Origin of the sequence: Acinetobacter psychrotolerans, from assembly GCF_048552595.1 — a bacterium.
GTDB lineage: Bacteria > Pseudomonadota > Gammaproteobacteria > Pseudomonadales > Moraxellaceae > Acinetobacter.
In genome coordinates this window covers 53,036-73,493 of the sequence record NZ_JBIMDK010000006.1, presented here as the reverse complement: position 1 = coordinate 73,493, position 20,458 = coordinate 53,036, and the positions used below count along the sequence as shown (strand labels likewise).

The window sequence follows — 20,458 nt, the reverse complement described above, 5'->3', positions numbered from 1 at the left end:
TACAGTGAATATTCTTATTGCCAACGATGATGGTGTTTTTGCACCAGGCATTCAAGCTTTAGCCAAAGCATTAAGACCTTTGGGTCGTGTTGTGATTGTTGCACCTGAAAGTGAACGTAGTGGTTTTTCTAGTGCTTTAACTTTAGATCGTCCTTTAAGACCGATTCAAGTTGCGCCAGATATGTGGGCGGTGAATGGTACACCTGCGGATTGTGTCTATTTATCGATGAATGGCTTGTTCGATTTTGAGTTTGATTTGGTGGTGAGTGGAATTAACAGTGGCGCCAATTTAGGTGACGATGTTTTATATTCTGGAACAGTTGGTGCAGCCTTCGAAGGGCGGTTAATGAAACAAGCCGCAATAGCAGTATCACTGGCAGGGAGCAATGTCCGTTCGTATGAAAGCCCAGATGATTATGCACAAGCTGCGCATTGGGTTTATGAATTCATTGCAAAAGGTTTACCTCAAGTCCCAGAACGTCATATTTTAAATATCAATATTCCAGATGTGCCTGAAATTAAAGGTGCGCAAATTACTTATCAGGGGCGACGGATTCAATCTAAGCCGATCAGTAGTCAAGTTGATCCACGTGGTCGTCAAGTATATTGGATTGGATTGGCAGGTGAAGCTGTGACAGAACGGAAAAAGACTTCGCAAGATATTCAATCAGATTTTTTTGCTGTTGCGAATGGTTATGTCAGTATTACGCCAATTCAGATGGATGCGACCAATTATAGTATTTTACAGGTATTGCAGTCGCAGCTATAACATAGGTATTTTGTGATGTATGAATGTTATAACTTTGTGAAAAAACGCTGTTAAACCGTGACAGTTAATTCTTTTTTGCTAATCTTAGCAAAATATTTCTAAATTTAAGATGTAGAGAGGGAAATCAATGCTTTTGGCTCGATCACAGTTCCAAATTCAAACGCCTAAGGTATGGATGAAAACAATTCTATTGTCAGTAGCAGTAACGTCCACTTTGCTGATCACAGGTTGTGCCTCAAGACCGCAAATCAATAATCCAACGCGTTATGCAACTGCACCTGATTATTATACTGTCCGCTCGGGTGATACTTTGAGCGGAATTTCTGCACGTTATGGTTTAAGCTATATCAGTGTTGCAGATATGAATGATATTGCAGCGCCATATCGAATTTATGTGGGGCAATCTCTGCACTTGAAAAAAGGTAGTGCGAGTGTAAACCGTTCAACTACAAAAGCATTGACAAGCACTGAACCGCCAATTCAACGTCAAACGATCAACCTACCGACACAACCAACGAATATACCGCCTGTCGTTAAACCACCAGCAGCAACAATTACAGCACCGATAACAACACAAACACCTACAGCATCTATTGTAAAACCTAATAATTTACGTTGGGTTAAGCCATCGAATGGACCTGTGCTTGCCAATTATAATATGGCAAATAATATCAAGGGGATTCGTTTTGGTGGAAATCAAGGTGATCCAATCGTTGCAGCAGCAGATGGGCAAGTGGTTTATGCAGCGGATGGATTGAAAGAATATGGCAATCTTGTATTGGTAAAACATATTGATGGTTACATTACGGCCTATGCACATAACAGTAAAATGTTAGTGAAAAGTGGTCAAAATGTTAGTGCAGGGCAGAAGATTGCTGAGATGGGTTCATCGGGTGTAAACAGTACAATGCTCGAATTTCAGGTTCGTTTAGACGGAAAACCTATTAATCCTGCAAATATTTTACCTATTAATTAAACTTTTTAATGCAAAATGTAAATTTCTTCGTATAATACAATGAGTTGCTTTAAATAAAAAAGTGTGAAGCAGCTCATAATTTCAGAGGGAAATTTATGTTAGATCAACTTCGAGCGATGGGTGTTTTTGCTTGTGTTGTTGAAAAAAACTCTTTCAGTGGTGCCGCTCGTGACCTTGGCATTACGACAAGTGCAGTTAGTCAGCAGATTCGATCTTTAGAAAATGAAATGGAAGTTACACTTCTACATCGTTCTACTCGTAGGCTGAGTTTAACTGAAGCTGGTCAAGCTTTTTTCCACAGTTGTCAAGAAATGCTCGCTGCAGCAGAACGCGGAAAGATCCGTATTAATGAGTTGAGAGACGATTTAGTTGGTGATTTACGCATTGCAACGACCCCAGAGGTAGGCGCAACACATGTTGTTCCTGCATTATCACATTGGATGTCTGCTCATCGCGGTTTGATGGTTCATTTTGAAGCAGATAATCAATACATTGATTTAATTCAAGAACGTATTGATATTGCTATCCGTATGTCTGCTAAAGTTGAAGATTCAAATAATTTGAGTTCTATACCGCTTGCGCGCGTAGATCAAATTTTAGTTGCGTCTCCGAGCTATTTAAATCAGACAGCACCGATTTCACGTCCTGAAGATTTACAAAATCATGATTTGATTCCGATAAATATTATGAAAAATTATCAACATTTTTCATTTCAGCATGGTGCAACAGGTGAAGTTGTAAATTTAGAAATGAAGCGCCGCATTCAAACAAATAATGTATTTGTTGCAAAAGCATTGTGCCAAAGCGGACATGGTATTGTACGTATTCTTTATTTAGATGTGCAAAAAGAATTGATGAATGGCACTTTGGTTGAAGTATTACCAGAGTGGAAATTACCAACATTCACTTTGAGTGCTGTAACTTTGAAGCGCGAACAACAACCAATGAAAATCCATCGTTGTTTAGATGCTTTAAAGCAATATTTTAGCCAATTACCTGGCGGAAGAATTTTTCAAGAAGCTTCATAAAAACATGCATTCCAAAAAAAGATTGAATAAAAAAGCCGCTTTAAAGCGGCTTTTTTATGTTTTGAATTGATTTTTTTTATCTAAATTAATTAAAATTATTCATGTTATTTATTTAAAAATTTAGCCCTCATCAATGGCACTTTGTCAGTACACATTGATGAGGTTTATTGCCAATTAATAATTTAAGCTAAAAAGTTTTTAATCGCAGTAACTAAGCGTTTTAAAAGTTCATCTGCCTGTTCGTGGTTCATATTCAATACAGGAAGTAAACGAATGACATTGCCTGAAGTTACATTGATAATAAGTTGATGTTCATCACGTGCAATATTGACCAACTCACCACATACTTTAGGTAATTCAATACCGATCATCATACCAAAACCGCGCACGATGACATTTTGTTCTGCAAGTTGTGAACGGAACTGATCGACTAAATAAGTACCAATTTCGGCAGCATTTGCCACAATATTTTCTTTTTGAATTAAATCAATCACAGTGTAGACAACACGCGAGCCTAAGTGTGTACCACTATAAGTTGAACCATGATTCCCCGCAGTTAAAACGCCGACACCACGACCTTGAGTCATGACTGCACCTATAGGAAAACCATTACCCAAACCTTTAGCTGTGGTTAAAACATCGGGAATAATATTGGTGTGTTGGTAAGCAAAGTATTTACCTGTACGTCCGTTGCCCGTTTGAACCTCATCAAGCATCATTAACCAATTGTGTTGATTGCAAATATGACGAATTTCTTCAAGATAGCTAAAGCCTTGTGGTGCAGTATTTACACCGCCTTCACCTTGAATTGGTTCGACTAAGATAGCAACAATATCTGGGTGATTAATTGCAGCTTCTTCAATAGCTTCAATATCTCCAAATGGCACACGAATAAAGCCTTCCACTAAAGGTGCGAAACCTTCTTGGACTTTTGCATTTCCAGTTGCTGAAAGGGTTGCCAATGTACGACCATGGAATGAATGATCTGCGACAATAATTTTAGGGGTGCTAATTCCCTGCATATGACCAAACTTGCGTGCAATTTTAATTGCACCTTCATTGGATTCTGCACCACTATTAGAGAAGAATATTTCTTCCATACCTGACACCTCTGCAAGTTTTTGTGCAGCAGCTGTTTGCCAAGATACTTCATAGATATTGCTGGTATGGATGAGTGTATTTGCTTGTTCCGCAATCGCTTCCGCAATAACAGGGTGGGCATGACCTAAACCGCACACTGCAATTCCTGTCAGTGCATCTAAATATTCAGTTCCATCTTCTGTATAGAGATAAGAACCTCGTCCTCGAACAAAGCTGATCTGTTGACGGCTGAATACCGGCATCAAGTGTGATGGTTGATCAGTTTGTATTGGAGCGAGGGTAATATTATTCATGACTAACTCTTATCTGTCAGGAGTGAAAAAAAGTAAAAGATCATCTAACCAAAGTTTGGCGAAGATTTAAAGCTTTAATATAAATAAATTTGGAAATAATATTGAAGTCATACCCTTTATGAAGGATTTAGGTATAATGCACACAGATGAGTTGAGGATTTAGTCAATGACTGAACAAGTGCGCGATACAGAAGCGTTAATTCGCGATCAAATTACTAAACATGCTGTACTTCTTTATATGAAAGGTACGCCACAGTTCCCACAGTGTGGTTTCTCTGCGCGTGCAGTAGAAGCGCTTAGCCAAATTGGTCGCCCATTTGCTTATGTTAATATTTTGGAAAATCAAGATATTCGTGCAATCTTGCCACAGATTGCAAATTGGCCTACATTCCCACAATTGTGGATCAATGGTGAGTTAGTTGGCGGTAGCGATATTATGCTTGAAATGTTCCAAAATGGTGAATTAAAGCCATTGGTTGAGCAATACAGCGCAGCACCAGAAGCTTAATCAGTAGATGATATTAAGAAAGCACCGATAAGGTGCTTTCTTATTGAGATCCAGTTGCTATGTGTTTGATGTTGCTTAGCTTGTTGTATATTTCATAATTTGAGCCGTTATTCACATGGTTAAAATAAAGCCCTGAATAATCAGGGCTTTATTTTGTCTATAATTTACTTACCTATTGAAAAGCTATTCATGCGTATTCTGTTGAGCTGCAACTTCTGGTTGAGCCTCTTCGATACTGACCAATTCAACGACCACAGCTTTTTTCGCTTTCTTATCCTTTTTTTTCTTTTTTTTCTTTTTCTTCGGCTTTGTCGTTATTTGAAGACCGTCTTCAAGTGCTTGCCAATATTCAAGTTGCGCCATAACAGCCGCGTAGATTGAACCTTTGCTATAGCGACCTTTCTTATTGAGAATACCGACAGGGCGAGCCATCAGTATTTCTAAAGCTTGATCGATGGTATCAATCGCATGAATATGGAATTGACCCTCGTTGACGGCATCAATCACATCCTGACGTAACATTAAATGTTGCATATTTTGACGTGGGATAATAACCCCTTGTTTTTGGGTCAATCCTTGTAATTTACATGCATCAAAGAAGCCTTCGATTTTTGCATTCACGCCACCAATTGGCTGCACTTGCCCTAATTGGTTCATTGACCCTGTAATTGCCCAAGATTGATCAATTGGAATTTGGCAAATGGCAGAAATTAATGCAGATAATTCTGCAACTGTTGCACTATCACCATCCACTTGACCATAACTTTGTTCAAAGGCGAGGGCAGCAGAGAAATGTAAAATTTGTTCACGTCCAAAATGTGCTTTTAAGAAACTAGACATTAATAGCACGCCTTTGGCATGTAAAGATCCACCCAGTTCTACACTGCGCTCGATATCTAGAATATCACCACCACCTTGATATACCGATGCAGTCAGGCGTGAAGGTAAACCAAACTCAACATCTGCATATTGAATGACAGAAAGCGCATTAATTTGCCCTAAGCGGTGCCCACGTGTTTCGATCAGCTGTGTACCGCGAGATAAATCTTGCCAATATAATTCACGTAAATAACCTAATCGATATTGGCGATGTTTCAATGCGGTATTGATATGATGGGACGTCACTAATTTTTCGTCAGATTGCGCTGCATGATGGTGTGATTCACGAATCAAATCACCCAAAGTCAAAGCATGTAATGACAATGAACTTTGGTCTTCGGCTTGACGACTTGAATCTGTCAATAATGCTGCAAGTGCAGAACGATCAAAAGGCAATAATTTGTCTTGTTGAACATAGTCTGCAATCAACTGAATATAGGCTTGTTCGTTGGCATCATTACGTTGCAAGGTATCAGTAAAATCAGCACGGATTTTAAATACGCTACCGAGTTCAGGTTCAACTTCTAAAATCTCGTAATAAATTTCAGGTTCAGCAAGTAAAACCACTTTTAAGTTCAATGGAATAGAAGCAGGCTCTATAGAAATACTTCCAGTTAAAGTCAGCATGTGTTCTAAAGAAGAGAGCTTTAATTGGCCAGATTTTAATGCGCGTTTTAAACCTTGCCATGCGTAGGGTTGTTCTAAAAGCTGTTCAGCTTCTAAAATGAGAAAACCACCATTGGCTTGGTGTAAACAACCTGGACGAATTAAGGTGAAATCTGTGGTAATCGTTCCATTTTGAGTGAGTTGTTCCACATGCCCCAAAAGGTTGTAATGGGTTGGGAAGTCTTCAAAAATAACGGGTGCGCCAGAATTTGGCTTGTTACTCACTACGACATTGGCTTGATAACGAGAAGGTACGTGGTTAAATAAAGCAGGAGAGAATTCTTCACCTTCTTGATCTAAAATCGTTTCAACATTTTCAATAATATCAGCAGCATAAAGTTTTAAAAACTGTTCAAGTCCTTCTACAGATTCAAACTTATTAAGAATCAATTCCATACGAGGAATGACGACTTGTTTAGCGATATCACGATTTAATATAGAAACTTGATCACGTGCATCATCTTCAAGATCACCAAGTTGTAAACCTAAGCGTTCTAATTTTTTATCCATATAACGGATATTAGAGGTAATTTCAGCACGTTGCTTACTGCTCAGTGCATTCATGTCTGCTTTAGACATTTCTAAAACTTGATCGTTTTTGATATGAGTCGGAACGAAAAGATGCTCATCATTATGACTAATCAGTTTTAAATCGAGTTCTACACCTTCTTTGGTCAGTTCAACCAAAGCCAATTGTTGTTCATTACCAGCGACTTGGCGAATGCTTTCAATACGATTGTGATAGGTTTCTGCACTAAAACGACGTTCGAGTTGTTTGAGAATGGTTTGCCATGCTTGATGCAATAAGCCTTGAAATTTATTGCCCTGACTTGCGGGAAAGCGTAGTGCAATAGGTTGGCGTGCGTGTTTAAAGTTATTGACATAAACCCAATCGTCAGGTGTCGCCATGCTTTTAGCATGCTGTTGTAGTAAACGCTTAATCATGGTGCGTTTACCCAAGCCTGCTGTTCCGACGGCAAAAATATTGTAGCCAGAATAAGGCAATGCAATCCCTGCTTCTACAGAAGCTTTAGCGCGATCCTGACCCAAAAAATTATTTAATGGCTTAATTCTTTTGGTAGAAGGTGGAATCGTTGCAAAATTAGGAATATGTGTTAGCTGTTCAGGTTTTAGAGCTGTCAGTGATAAGGTATTTTGAATTTCCGTTTGATCAAAAGCAGAAGGAAAATTATTTTCAATTTTTTGTAATGTGGTGGTCGTGATTACATTTGAAACATTAGAGCTTAATTGATCGTGTCTTTGGGTCACAGGTGAAATCCAAAAGTATTTAGCGGTGGAAAAGTTAAAGGTATACAGGAATGGGGGTAAAGATCAAGCAGCAAAAGAAGAAATATCTGTAAAAGCTGTGATCTGTTGCATAAAAATGATTGAAACTCGCAGCATTAAGCTGTTGAATAGCATTATTTCATTTTCAGAAAATAATAACGCAATGGCTACACATACATCTGAACAAATTCCCAAGCCTGCCAATGGATGGGCAGCTGCTTTTAAAGCATTTATAGACCGCCGTGCAGCAATCATGCTGTTTCTAGGATTTTCGGCAGGTATTCCTATTCTGCTTATTTTTTCAAGTTTGTCTTTATGGTTGGGTGAGGCTGGAATTGATAAAAGTGCTGTGACTTTTTTTAGTTGGGCAGCTTTAGGTTATTCATTTAAATTTGTGTGGGCGCCATTAATCGATGAGCTGCCTGTACCGTTGCTTACCAGAATTCTGGGACGCCGTCGAGCTTGGTTACTCATTGCACAAATATTAATTATCTGTGCAATTTGTATTATGGCATTTTCAGACCCATCATTAGGTCAAAGCTATATTTACCAAATGGCTTTTGGTGCGGTATTGCTTGGTTTTTCTGCTGCGACACAAGATATTGTGATTGATGCATATCGTATTGAGTTGGCTGAATCGGAAATGCAAACCGTGCTTGCATCAACTTATAATGCAGGTTATCGCATCGGGATGATTGTTGCAGGTGCGGGTGCATTATTTCTTGCTGCATCTTTGGGAACCGCGAAAGGCAATTATATTTATGATGCTTGGAAATATACTTATTTAACGATGGCTGCTGTCATGGTTGTCGGTATTATAACAACCTTAATTATTCGTGAGCCCATAGTTAATCGTGTAGATAAAAATTATAAAAATACAGATTATTATCGACTTGTTTTTGTATTTCTTTTGGCTGTAGCAAGTTTTGTCTGTTTCTATATTTATTCCGATGATATTGTCCAATATTTACAAACCCAATGGGAAATTAAGGACAGTTTTCTTAAATTTGCTATGGAAGCTGTACGCTTTTTAGGTTCGGGGGCGGGTGCTATTTTTGTCGCAACACTACTCATTCGTATCGGGGTGGTAAACAAAACAATGGCGTATGAAACTTGGGTAAATCCAATTGCAGATTTCTTTAGACGCTATGGTGTGAAACTTGCCTTGGTTTTATTGTTGCTGATTGGTTTTTATCGAATTTCAGATATCATCGCAGGCGTGATTTCGAATGTGTTTTACCAAGATTTAAATTTTACTAAAGAACAAATTGCTGAAGCCGTTAAAATTTATGGTGTAATTTTTAGTTTGGTTGGTGGCTTCCTTGGTGGGCTGCTCGCACAACGTATGAACATTATGAAGTTGATGTTTGTCGGTGCTGTCTTGGCAAGTTCAACCAATTTAATTTTTATTGGTTTAGTAAAGTCAGGTACACCATTAAGCTCCGTTGTTGTGAATGTAAATGGTAAACATTATTCAGCAAACACAGATGAAACGGGCAATTGGAAAGTGAAAATACCTGCTGTCGACTTTCAATCTGTTAGTCAGCTTGATGTTTCAATGCCAGTTGATGATGTTCAAGGTCAAACCAATTCAAATCAGCGCATTACTGCGACACAGCCTATTTTAGTACAATCTGATCAGCCTCAAATGATCCTATTTCCAATTTCACAAGATAATCAATTATCTAGCAATGAATTAAAAAATAGCATTGTGGTGAAAGGGCAATTAGGCGGTATTGATTTAGAACATATTGATAAAGAAAAATTTATTATTTTACAGTTGGATGGGAGAGACTATCCCGTAAAAATTGATGATCATGGTGTGTTGAGTGGTGCAATTAGTGGTGAGACATTAGCATCTGCAAAAAATAAAGTCATTTCATTAAAAAGCGTCGATCCTAAACGAGTAGCAACTCCTATTACGACTCAATTGAACTATAAAGTGCAAGATACAACGACAGTGAAAACTGATCAAATGAGCATTAATATAGAACCAGTCACGATTGTAAATCCTGCGTCATCTGGTGCGATTGAAGTCACAGGTAAAGTGATTAAAGAATACAGTTCAAATTGGCTGTATTTTGCCATAATTGTTGATAATTTGGCTTCAGGTCTTGCAGGTGCGGCATTTATTGCATTTCTTTCTAGTTTAACCAGTGTTTCATTTACAGCCGTTCAATATGCGATCTTTAGTTCATTAATGACCTTGACTCCTAAAATTCTCGGTGGTTATTCGGGTACAATTGTAAGTAATATCGGTTATCCAAAGTTTTTCTTAATGACGACTTTAATTGGAATTCCAATCCTTATTTTAGTGGTTTGGGTTGGGAAATTATTGAGTGATCATCAGAAAATAGTTCAAAATCAGAAAGGTGAATAATATGCGCATGCTGCATACCATGTTACGTGTAGGCAATTTAGAACAATCTTTAGCGTTCTATACTGAAGTGCTTGGAATGACGTTACTTCGCAAACGTGATTATGAGGAGGGTCGTTTTACTTTAGCTTTTGTTGGTTATGGCGATGAGGAAAATAATACTGTACTTGAGCTTACCCATAACTGGGATACTTCAAGTTATGAGTTGGGCAATGCCTACGGTCATATTGCGATAGCAGTAGATGATGCCTACAAAGCCTGTGAAGAGATTAAAGCGCGTGGTGGTAATGTAGTTCGTGAAGCAGGCCCAATGAAGGGTGGTGTTACGGTTATTGCTTTTGTTGAAGATCCAGATGGTTATAAAATTGAACTGATTCAGCAGGATCATGATGCACGTAACAATTAAGAAAAAGCTTAAGTGTTTAAAGTAAATGGTGAACATTTAGCTTAAATACTAGCTTAATTCATTTAGCTCAGTAAGATGAAACTTTACCTTTAGGTAAATTTATCTCACTGAGCTTTTTTGTAAGCTTTTCATTTCATTAAAAAGACAGGATGTTAAAGGTGAATATGTTAAAAATTTTAGCTTTGGATCGCTTTACTATTCTTTTAATTGTGATGGTGATTCTTGCGACTTTACTACCCGTTCATGGTTTGGCTGCAATTATTTTTGGAAAAATTACCACGATAGCGATTGCTGTGTTATTTTTTTTACATGGCGCAAAACTATCACGTGAAGCGATTGTAGAAGGTGTATTACATTGGAGATTGCATGCAGTTGTTTTTGCTTTCACATTTGCAGTTTTCCCTATTATAGGTTTACTGGCTAAACCGATCTTATTGCCATTATTGGGGCAGCAATTGTATTGGGGCTTCTTGTTTATGTGCTTTTTGCCATCGACAGTACAGTCTTCAATTGCTTTTACATCTGTTGCAAAGGGGAATGTTGCAGCAGCAGTGTGTAGTGCGTCATTTTCAAATTTAATTGGTATGTTTATTACACTAATTTTGGTGAGTTTATTTATTTTTGGGCAATCTCAACATAATTATGACCCAACCTCATCCATTATTGAAATTACGCTGTTGCTACTTGTGCCTTTTATTGCTGGGCAAGTATTGCGACCTTATGTTTTTCCATATATGCAAAAAGTACCCAGTATCGTCAAAACATTTGACCAAGGTACTATTTTGATGGTGGTGTATGGTGCATTCAGTGGTGCTGTGGTTGCAGGCTTATGGCATCAGGTCAGTTGGACAACACTGATTTATTTAACCATTGCTTGTTCCGTATTTTTAACGATTATCATGTTATTGGCTTTTTATATCCCTCAATGGCTTGGCTTTAATAAAGCGGATCAGATTTCAATTTTCTTCTGCGGATCAAAGAAAACCCTTGCGAGTGGTGTTCCTATGGCGCAGATTTTATTTATCGGACAGCCTTTGGGAATGATTGTTTTACCCATTATGATTTTCCACCAAATTCAATTGATGGTCTGTGGTGTCATTGCGAATTACTGGTCTAAGCAAAATCATGGCGAAGTGAAAATTAAACAAGAATCTGTAATAGATTAGTCGCAATTTCATAAGTTTTTGAGTATAATACTGTCCACTTGTTGCGCTTAGCTCTGACACTTATAGTCTCGGTGGGCTCAAAAGAAATGGTCTGTTGTGGTGTTAACCTGCTGAATTTATTTTAAATCAGCTTTCCTCAAATCATCTTTTATTAGACTTTGAGAGTGGTTAATTGCGATGACAGCAAAACCTTTCTTAACTTAGGAGAATCGACCATGCGCGCCGATATTCACCCAAAATACGAAACATTAGTTGCTACTTGTTCATGCGGTAACGTTATCGAAACTCGTTCTGCTTTAGGTAAAGAAACTCTTTATTTAGACGTATGTTCAGCTTGCCACCCATTCTATACTGGTAAACAAAAGAATGTGGATACTGGTGGTCGTATCGATAAATTCAAACAACGTTTTTCTGGTATGTCACGTTCTATCAAACGTTAATATCGAAAAGCATAAAAAACGGGCATTTGCCCGTTTTTTTGTATCTAAAATTTATGATTATAAAAATTCTATGAGTTTAATGATTCGGTGAAAAAAAGCCGAGTGTTCATACTCAGCTTTTTATTGGTTTTTAATCAGTTTATTGGTAAAAATTATTGATCTTGAACATCAGTCAAATGATCTAATTTTTTCTGGAAATATTCACCTTGCAAGAAGCGCACATCTACATTCCATGCATTTGCAAAAGCATTCATATCATTCAAATTCTTTAACAACATTTCCACAGGCTTGATTGCATTATAAGATTCAAGCGTGTGTTGGAATTCAGCCATGGTCTTATCATTGCTTAATTTTTCAGTGAATTTCTCATCAAGCATTAATAGGCTTACATCTATTTGTCTTAATACTGCTTCACTTGATATGCTTGAACCAAAACGTCGAATGGCGATATCTGCACCATATTCACGTAAGACCTTAATTTGCTTTTGAGACTCAAGAAGACTTTTAGCAATATCTTCTTCATCAAATTGCAGAATTAATGGATGGGAGAGGCGACTGCCAACAATCGTTAATAGCTTAGCAATAAGCTCTGGGAATTGCTTGTCATTAAACAAGACATGGCGATTGAGGTTTACAATGAGTTTGGCTTCAGGATATTGAGTAATAAAGTTGTGTAATTGTTTACATGCCTCAACTAAAATCCAACGATCTAATTTAATAGACAGCTCAACATCATCATCTAAATCGATCAGATTGCTAATTTTTTTCCATTGATTCTCAAAAATAAAACCGCTACTGACTTCGTAGGTATTTAAGCTACTGTCTTGTTTGTCATAGAGTTGCTGATATTTTAATTGAATTTCACCTTTTTCTAGTGATTGGGTGAGCTGAGTTAAAATAGATGACTCTTGGAAAGTTAATTTTGTCGCATTTGTTTGAGCTTCAATGTTGAATTGAACTGGAGCTTCAATAGCTTGCGGCTCAATATTAACTTGAGTAGGTATAGCATCCATTGACGTTTCAATTTTAGGTACAGCATCAATTAGTGATAGTTCAATTTTTGTATCTTGTAATGTTGCTGCCAATTGTAGGTCAGAAGCAGAATCTTTCTTAGCTAAGCGATTATCGTAAGCACTTTTTAAAATGTCACTAAAATTTGCTTCAGTGAACTGGTCTAATTGGATGTTGGAATAACCAATTTTCAAGTTCAAAGGATAGGTTTTATTGTTAATATCAAGTAATTGTGGTTTTTCTAAAGCATGTAAACCATGAATTTTAGATTCTAAAATTGTTTCTGATTCTGCTTGCAAAACAATTGCATACAACATTTTATCAATTTGATGTACGGTTGTATTGGTTTGTTCTTTAATAAATTTTTTAAAACCAGAGAAATATTCAATAACAACTTTCCAGTCAGAGGTAAATAAATCGTCAGGACATTTGGCAAAACTGAATAAAACAAGAGCATTTACTGTGGCAGGTTGGTGAACCAATGCATAATGAATCTGTTGAAAACTACTTGTAACGGCTGCAATACTTTTTTTAGCTGAATCAGCTGCTTGCGTAGCATTGCTTTGGGTTTCAATGGTCAGTTGAATGGTATCTTCTTCGTCAGAAGGAAGGAATTCAATTTTTAACGGATTTTCAGATTTTGCATTGGAATTTAAAGTATCAATTTCAAAACGAGCTAAGTCAAATTGACCTTGTGAAATCTTTTTAAAGCGTTGTTTAAAATCATTGATATTTTTGGGTTGTAAAATATCGAGTACAGGTAAGCCGATAATATCGTCAATATGACTTAAGCCAAATAGTTTTAAATATTCAACATTTGCTTCGGTATGAATACCTTCTTGAATTAATGCGACAGCTTTGTGTTGTTCGACTGCTAAAGCTTGTGCTTGATTCTTAGCACTTTCTAAATCATTGACCAAGTGATTTTTAGCTTGAAGTGTACGACTATAAGAAAGCGCACGGACTAAACTAATATAAAAGCGTTCTATATATTCAAGATTAATAACATCATAAATCCCTTTTTGAATATAAGATAAATATTGTTCATTCTGATAATCGTCAGGTTTTAAAAATAATACAGGTATATCAATGTCAGAAGAAGCCTGAATCAATGCAATCGCTTGTTCAATTTTGATGTCATACGCACGACCAAAAATAATTAAATCCCACGTTGTATTTAACTGTTTTTCAAAACCTTTTAACTCATCCAATAAAAGAGCTTGAACAGGATGATTTTTACTCTGAAAGATGCTTACGATTTCATTATATCGAATTTGGTTGTCATCAATAATGAGTAATCGGGTTTCAGAGAGTTTTAATTTTTTAGATAATAATAAATTTCTCACTTCAAGGCTTCCCATACATCTTGATTATTCAAATTGATAGATTGTTGCTCGATAAATTGGTCAATATGGATATTTTCATCATCATTGATCAATTCAAATTCGAACTGAATGAAACTTTGGGTAATTAACACAGTTTTGGTTAAATATACTTTAATTTCGTTGGTATTTAGGCGTAAGTAAATAGCTTGCTGTTCTTTAAAAAATGGCAAATTGGGTAAAATGATTGAAATATTTGCATCATTTAAATTCTGAATTTTAACCATTAAGCAAGGGTGGTAGTTGAAAGAAGCGCGATCAGCAGGCACTCTGACAGCACAAGGGTAAATATCTTGTGCCAAAATCTCTAAACCAATTTCAAAGGTTTTATCTACAGATTGTTTAATCCAGCGAATAATGGCACCTTTCCATTTATTTTGGAGATTTTCATTGACCAAAATAAACTCGCCTGTACGTAAATTACGTGGCGTTTCATTGACCCAGCGAATCCGATAACCATTTACACTGATATCAATGACTTGAGTCTGATAGATTTGTTTGGATTCTCGATCTAGGCTTTTAATTTGCCCTAAATTAGATGCGCTTGTTGAACCTGTTGCAATAGATGAATGGACACTTGATTCCGATTGAAAACCGAAATTATTATTTAATTGCAAAGTCTCATAGAAGTTCTTCGCTTTAGATAAATAGAAATGTGCAGTTTGTAAGCTAAAGCAAATTTGCAATTGTGCAGCGTATTCATAACGCTCATGTTGTCGTTCACTATTGGTACCCAAAACATTTTGCACATGAAATTTCAACGCAGGCGACAAATAAACTTGTTCATTCTTAGACATGTATTCAGCTGCTTTAAGAATAGTTGAGTTGATATGTTCAAGTAAGTCCTGCGTTGAAATATACAAGCTGGTGTTGAAATTTGGATGTTGCTTGCGATTATAAATAGGTGGTGAATCTTTTGAGCCATCAACAACATAACGAGAAAGGGCGCTTTCTCGCGGTAAAATTTGGACTAATTTGACCCAATCGAAAGTACATTGATACAGTGCTTGAGTTTCAGTCGGGCGAATTTGATGTGTATTAAAAATATCCAATAATAAAACTTGTGTATAAGCATGTTGGATCGTTTGAATCGTAAAATGAGTGCCTTGTAATTGATTGACATTAATATTGAATTCTTGATTTTTAACTGCTAATTCATACAGCTGATGTGTGGTAAACCATTGATTTGACATTGCTCCACTATAGAGCATTTGCTGTTGAACAAGCAGTAAGCCCAATTGTTCTAAAGCATAAAATGTAGCTAGAATTCGAGCAGTTTTTAAATTACGTTTTTGTTTGAAATGTATAATAGAGAGCTTATTTTGCACTAAAATAGCATGACTTCTTTGCACAATATTGACATAAATATTGGTGAAATAAGTACGAATGCGGGTGGTTAAATCAATGATGTGTTCAATACGATCAGATTGAGATAAGCCCTGATTTAAAATATTTTTTTCTAAGCTCGATAAAATACTTTCGGTAATTGGGTGTAATACTTGAATTAAATCGAAGCGTAAAGTTTCACTACAATTAAGTTCACCGATTTCATAAATTGCTTTTAAAATCGATTCAGAAGTATCTCCAAGTTGCATAATGGACAATGTTGCAGCCCAAGCACTCACAGATTCAACACTCGCTGCTGCAAAACTTAAATTCTCACGTTGCAGCACTGTGGATGAGTGAAAAATTTCTGAAATTTCTTTATTTATCATATTGTGTTCAACTCTTAGAAGGTTGTAACTCCAAAAAGCGGTGTTTTATTTTTTTCGCCCGCTACCTCTCGAACCAATTTAGGCACAAGATAACCAGGTAAACTGGCTAATACATCCTTATAAATTTGATCAATTTTTTCCGCCCCTAAATCAAAGTGATGCGCACCTTTGACTTTATCTAACACATGAAGATAGTAAGGTAAAACTTGCGCTTCAAATAGCCGATAACTTAAATCAACTAAAGTTTGTGCAGAATCATTCACACCTTTAAGTAAAACTGCCTGATTCAACACAAGAATATTATGCTTTGCCAAATGCGCTAGCTTTGAACAAGTCAAATTATCTAATTCAGCTGGATGATTTGAGTGTATCACTAGAATTATGCGTAGCCTACTGTTTTTCAATAAAGAAATCAGCTCTACATCGATTCTTTCTGGGATGACAATTGGAACACGTGAGTGAATTCTCAAAATTTTGATCTGTTTGAGAGATTCTAGACGTTCTATCCATAATGCTAATTTTCTATTAGATAAAGTTAAAGGATCGCCACCACTTAAAATGACTTCGTTGATGTCTAATTGGCTCTCTAAATATGTTTTGATGTTTAGCCAATCTTCATTTTTAGGTAAATTTTCTTGATAAGGGAAATGGCGTCGGAAACAATAACGACAGTGAATCGCGCATGCACCCGTCAGCGTAAGTAAAAATCGAGTTTTATATTTATGGAGCACGCCTGGTAATTGATTAGCTTGTTCTTCTCCTAACGGGTCTGTAACAAAACCAGCATGCTCTTCTAATTCTAGATGATGAGGCAGCACTTGTAATAATAACGGATCGAGTGCATCTCCAAGTTTCATTTTCCCGACAAAAGCACGCGGAACACGTAATTTAAATTGTTGAGAAGCCAAAATCGCACCCGATAGTAAATCTTCTGGTGAAAGTTGTAGTTCCTTCAGTAATTCTTCAGGTGACGTGATTAAATCACTCATCTGAGATTGCCAATTTTGTGCTTTATATAAATAAGTCATGGAAAATAAAAATATCTGCGTCATTTAAAACCCATTCGCTTTGTAAATAGGCATTTAAAAAGATTAAGGGAGTGGGGTCGTCATAATTAAGAATAGAAAGCTATCCAAATATACTGACCAATTTTAGCACTTTGTCTATGAAGAAGCATGAAATAAACCGTACATAAGTGTTGTGTTTAGCCAATATCTGAACAGTGCCGAAAAATTTTACATTGCTTCAAGGTGTATTGGTCATTTAGAATAGTGACGATTGAAAAAATATGACTAGCAAATGCGCTAGGAAAATTCGCAAATAGTATTTTATTCGGTGTTGCTTGTTTGCACATGAATAGATAAAAGATTGAGTTCGGAGTGTGCCTTTCATGGCCTATTATTCTACAAATGATTTTAAAGCTGGCCTGAAGGTTATGCTGGATGGTAACCCATGTTCAATCATGGAAAACGAATATGTAAAACCAGGTAAAGGTCAAGCGTTTAACCGTGTAAAACTACGTAACCTTAGATCTGGCAAAGTATTAGAAAAAACGTTTAAATCAGGTGAGTCATTAGAAGCGGCTGATATCGTTGAAGTTGAAATGGATTATCTATACAACGACGGCGAATTGTGGAACTTCATGGATCCTGTTTCTTTCGAGCAAATTGCTGCTGATAAAGCTGCAATGGGCGATGCTGTGAAATGGTTGAAAGACGATTCAAACGAAAAATGCACAATCATGCTCTTTAATGGTATTCCATTAAACGTGAATCCGCCAAACTTCGTTGTTTTGAAAATTATTGAAACTGATCCAGGTGTTCGTGGTGATACTTCTGGTGGTGGTGGTAAACCTGCGAAACTAGAAACAGGTGCTGTAGTACGTGTTCCATTATTCGTACAGCAAGAAGAAAGCGTTCGTGTAGACACTCGTACTGGTGATTACTTAGAACGTGCATAATTGTTGATAAAACGATATGCAGAGGGATGATTAAATCATCCCTTTTTTTGTGCTTGTAGTGAACTTTTTGAACTTAAAATGTGATTGAATTGAAGAGTAATTTCGACCAAAGTATTAGATCGTGACACAATAATAAATAGTAGAGTGAAATGGTCGGTTTGTATGAATTTACAGCAAAAATAAAAATATAGTCACTCGATCATTGCTCTGTAATGTTAATCGTACATATTCGAAGCAAAATTAAATATAAAGTCTTAGATGAAAATAAAAACACGAGGAGTAAAGTCACCAGGGAAATAGTTGCATGGAAATGCATGATGGTAAATAAGAACAAGGGAACTGCTTTTGTAATCACGATGTGAGGTATTAATGGAACGAGTTCAGAAAAAAACATCAACCTTATCGAAAATGATATGGGTGATTGTCGCCATTATAGGCGCAGTATCATTTGGAATATTGGCGGTAAGCAAGGGTGAGCATGTTAATGCTGTTTGGCTCGTACTTGCTGCGATATGTGTGTATAGCATTGCTTATCGTTTTTATAGTTTATTCATTGCCGAAAAAGTGTTTGAAATTAATCCTCGTCGCTTAACGCCGGCTCATCGCCTAGCAGATGGACTGGATTATGTGCCTACCAATAAGTATGTACTATTTGGACATCACTTTGCTGCAATTGCAGGAGCAGGCCCTTTAGTTGGTCCTATTCTTGCTGCGCAAATGGGTTATTTGCCAGGAACGATTTGGCTTTTAGTCGGTGTCGTAATTGCGGGTGCTGTGCAAGATTTTCTGGTGTTATTTATTTCAACCCGCCGCGATGGCCGTTCGTTGGGTGAAATGGCGAAGCAAGAACTTGGCACATTTGCTGGTGTTATTGTCATGCTTGGCGCACTGGGGGTAATGATCATTATCCTTGCTGTATTGGCATTGGTGGTGGTTAAAGCACTTGCACATAGTCCATGGGGTGTATTTAGTATTGCAGCGACGATACCAATCGCCTTGTTTATGGGCGTATATATGCGTTATATCCGTCCGGGTAAAATTGCCGAAGTGTCGATCATTGGTTTTGTATTAATGATGGCTGCAATTGTCTATGGTGGTGATATAGCCGCACATCCATATTGGGGTCCATTCTTTACCTTAACAGGCACTCAATTGACTTGGGCACTGATCATTTATGGATTTATTGCTTCAGTTTTGCCTGTTTGGCTATTGTTGGCACCACGAGATTATTTATCAACATTCTTGAAAATTGGTGTAATTGCAGGACTTGCAATCGGAATCATGGTTGCAATGCCAATGTTGAAAATGCCAGCAGTGACGCATTTCGTTGATGGCACAGGTCCTGTATTTTCAGGTTCAATGTTCCCATTCTTATTCATTACCATTGCCTGTGGTGCGATTTCAGGGTTCCATGCTTTAGTTGCTTCTGGGACAACACCAAAATTGGTAGATAATGAATCCAATATTCGTGTGATCGGATATGGTGGTATGTTGATGGAATCATTTGTCGCAATTATGGCAATGATTTGTGCAACCGTACTTGAGCCAGGTATTTATTTTGCAATTAACTCGCCAGCTGCGGTACTGGGTACAACAGTAGAGTCTGCTGCGGAAGCTGTTCGTACATTAGGTTTTGTGGTTACACCAGAAGCATTAAGCTTGCTAGCGAAGGAAGTAGGCGAAACAACTATTCTTTCACGTACGGGTGGCGCACCAACCTTTGCAATTGGTATGGCACATATCATTACGGAAATTTTCAATAACCGTTCCATGATGGCGTTTTGGTATCATTTTGCAATTTTATTCGAAGCATTGTTTATTTTAACGGCAGTAGATGCAGGTACACGTGCATGTCGTTTCATGGTGCAAGATACTGTCGGTATTGTTGTTCCTGCGCTTAAAAATTCTCATAATTTTGTGGGGAATATGATCGGTACTGGCGTTGCAGTTGCGGGTTGGGGCTTCTTCGTTTACCAAGGTGTAGTTGATCCATTAGGTGGTATTAACAGCTTATGGCCGTTATTTGGTATTGGTAACCAAATGCTTGCAGCGATGGCACTAACACTGGGTACAGTTATTCTATTCAAGATGAAGAAAGAAAAGTATGTATGGGTGACGATTGTTCCTACAGTTTTCTTACTCGTTACTTGTATGACTGCAGGTTGGCAAAAAATCTTTCATTCAAATCCAAAGATTGGTTTCTTGGCTCAGGCTGATAAATTTTCAGCTGCGATTGCCAAAGGTGAGATTTTAAAACCTGCGAAAACACTTGAAGAAATGCAAACGATTGTATTGTCGAATCAAATTAATGCAGTACTTTGCGCATTCTTTATGATTGTGGCAATTGTAATGGTTATTGCAGCAATTGGTGTGATTCGTCGTGCATTGGCTAGCCCAACGCCTACAGTGAATGAAGCACCTGCAATTTATGCAGATCCTGAAGAAACGATTGTAACTTCGGCAAAGCACTAAAAGCATAACAAAGAGAGGTGAG

At 37.2% G+C, this 20,458-nt stretch carries 15 protein-coding genes; 10 read left to right on the top strand and 5 right to left on the bottom strand.

The window, feature by feature from the left end; translation table 11 throughout:
- Positions 1-4 precede the first annotated feature (4 nt).
- The 3 genes from surE to ACG94X_RS07420 all read left to right on the top strand — a co-directional run bounded on the left by surE (position 5) and on the right by ACG94X_RS07420 (position 2,773).
- Positions 5-769, top strand: a complete 765-nt coding sequence (surE, locus tag ACG94X_RS07430; protein ID WP_419383106.1) for a 5'/3'-nucleotidase SurE — start codon at positions 5-7, stop codon at positions 767-769.
- Between the two features lie 127 nt (positions 770-896).
- Entirely contained in the window at positions 897-1,745 is an 849-nt protein-coding gene (locus ACG94X_RS07425) for a peptidoglycan DD-metalloendopeptidase family protein (RefSeq protein WP_419383105.1), read from the top strand.
- Positions 1,746-1,840: 95 nt separating this feature from the next.
- Positions 1,841-2,773 carry a LysR family transcriptional regulator gene (locus ACG94X_RS07420; protein ID WP_419383104.1) on the top strand — a complete coding sequence of 311 codons (933 nt, stop codon included), beginning with the start codon at positions 1,841-1,843 and terminating at the stop codon, positions 2,771-2,773.
- Between the two features lie 182 nt (positions 2,774-2,955).
- Here ACG94X_RS07420 and ACG94X_RS07415 read toward each other — a convergent pair whose 3' ends face one another.
- Entirely contained in the window at positions 2,956-4,167 is a 1,212-nt protein-coding gene (locus ACG94X_RS07415; RefSeq protein WP_419383103.1) for an aspartate aminotransferase family protein, read from the bottom strand.
- 166 nt (positions 4,168-4,333) lie between these two features.
- Here ACG94X_RS07415 and grxD point away from each other — a divergent pair, with 166 nt between their 5' ends.
- Positions 4,334-4,675, top strand: a complete 342-nt coding sequence (grxD, locus tag ACG94X_RS07410; protein ID WP_419383102.1) for a Grx4 family monothiol glutaredoxin — start codon at positions 4,334-4,336, stop codon at positions 4,673-4,675.
- Between the two features lie 183 nt (positions 4,676-4,858).
- Here grxD and ACG94X_RS07405 read toward each other — a convergent pair whose 3' ends face one another.
- Entirely contained in the window at positions 4,859-7,444 is a 2,586-nt protein-coding gene (locus tag ACG94X_RS07405) for a Lon protease family protein (protein WP_419383207.1), read from the bottom strand.
- A 226-nt stretch (positions 7,445-7,670) separates the two neighbouring features.
- Here ACG94X_RS07405 and ACG94X_RS07400 point away from each other — a divergent pair, with 226 nt between their 5' ends.
- From ACG94X_RS07400 to rpmE, 4 genes are all read left to right on the top strand, one after another.
- Positions 7,671-9,887: an AmpG family muropeptide MFS transporter gene (locus ACG94X_RS07400; protein ID WP_419383206.1), complete on the top strand. Its 2,217-nt coding sequence runs from the start codon at positions 7,671-7,673 to the stop codon at positions 9,885-9,887.
- 1 nt (position 9,888) lies between these two features.
- Positions 9,889-10,290 carry a lactoylglutathione lyase gene (gloA, locus tag ACG94X_RS07395; protein WP_419383101.1) on the top strand — a complete coding sequence of 134 codons (402 nt, stop codon included), beginning with the start codon at positions 9,889-9,891 and terminating at the stop codon, positions 10,288-10,290.
- A gap of 158 nt (positions 10,291-10,448) precedes the next feature.
- Positions 10,449-11,456 (top strand): bile acid:sodium symporter family protein, encoded by a 1,008-nt coding sequence (locus tag ACG94X_RS07390; protein WP_419383100.1) that lies wholly within the window; start codon positions 10,449-10,451, stop codon positions 11,454-11,456.
- A 215-nt stretch (positions 11,457-11,671) separates the two neighbouring features.
- Positions 11,672-11,896: a 50S ribosomal protein L31 gene (rpmE, locus tag ACG94X_RS07385; protein ID WP_419383099.1), complete on the top strand. Its 225-nt coding sequence runs from the start codon at positions 11,672-11,674 to the stop codon at positions 11,894-11,896.
- Between the two features lie 152 nt (positions 11,897-12,048).
- Here rpmE and ACG94X_RS07380 read toward each other — a convergent pair whose 3' ends face one another.
- The 3 genes from ACG94X_RS07380 to epmB are packed head-to-tail and all read right to left on the bottom strand — an operon-like array spanning position 12,049 to position 17,032.
- Positions 12,049-14,268: an EAL domain-containing protein gene (locus ACG94X_RS07380; protein WP_419383098.1), complete on the bottom strand. Its 2,220-nt coding sequence runs from the start codon at positions 14,266-14,268 to the stop codon at positions 12,049-12,051.
- Positions 14,250-16,004 (bottom strand): cyclic-di-GMP receptor FimW-related protein, encoded by a 1,755-nt coding sequence (locus ACG94X_RS07375; RefSeq protein WP_419383097.1) that lies wholly within the window; start codon positions 16,002-16,004, stop codon positions 14,250-14,252. Before ACG94X_RS07375 ends, ACG94X_RS07380 begins: the two co-directional genes overlap by 19 nt.
- A 14-nt stretch (positions 16,005-16,018) precedes the next feature.
- Positions 16,019-17,032, bottom strand: coding sequence for an EF-P beta-lysylation protein EpmB (gene epmB, locus ACG94X_RS07370; RefSeq protein ID WP_419383205.1), 1,014 nt, complete (start codon positions 17,030-17,032; stop codon positions 16,019-16,021).
- A gap of 362 nt (positions 17,033-17,394) precedes the next feature.
- On the opposite strand from epmB, the gene efp reads away from it, so the two are divergent.
- Positions 17,395-17,964 (top strand): elongation factor P, encoded by a 570-nt coding sequence (gene efp / locus ACG94X_RS07365; protein WP_419383096.1) that lies wholly within the window; start codon positions 17,395-17,397, stop codon positions 17,962-17,964.
- A 369-nt stretch (positions 17,965-18,333) separates the two neighbouring features.
- Complete coding sequence (locus ACG94X_RS07360) at positions 18,334-20,436, top strand: carbon starvation CstA family protein (protein WP_419383095.1); 2,103 nt, start codon at positions 18,334-18,336, stop codon at positions 20,434-20,436.
- Positions 20,437-20,458 lie beyond the last annotated feature (22 nt).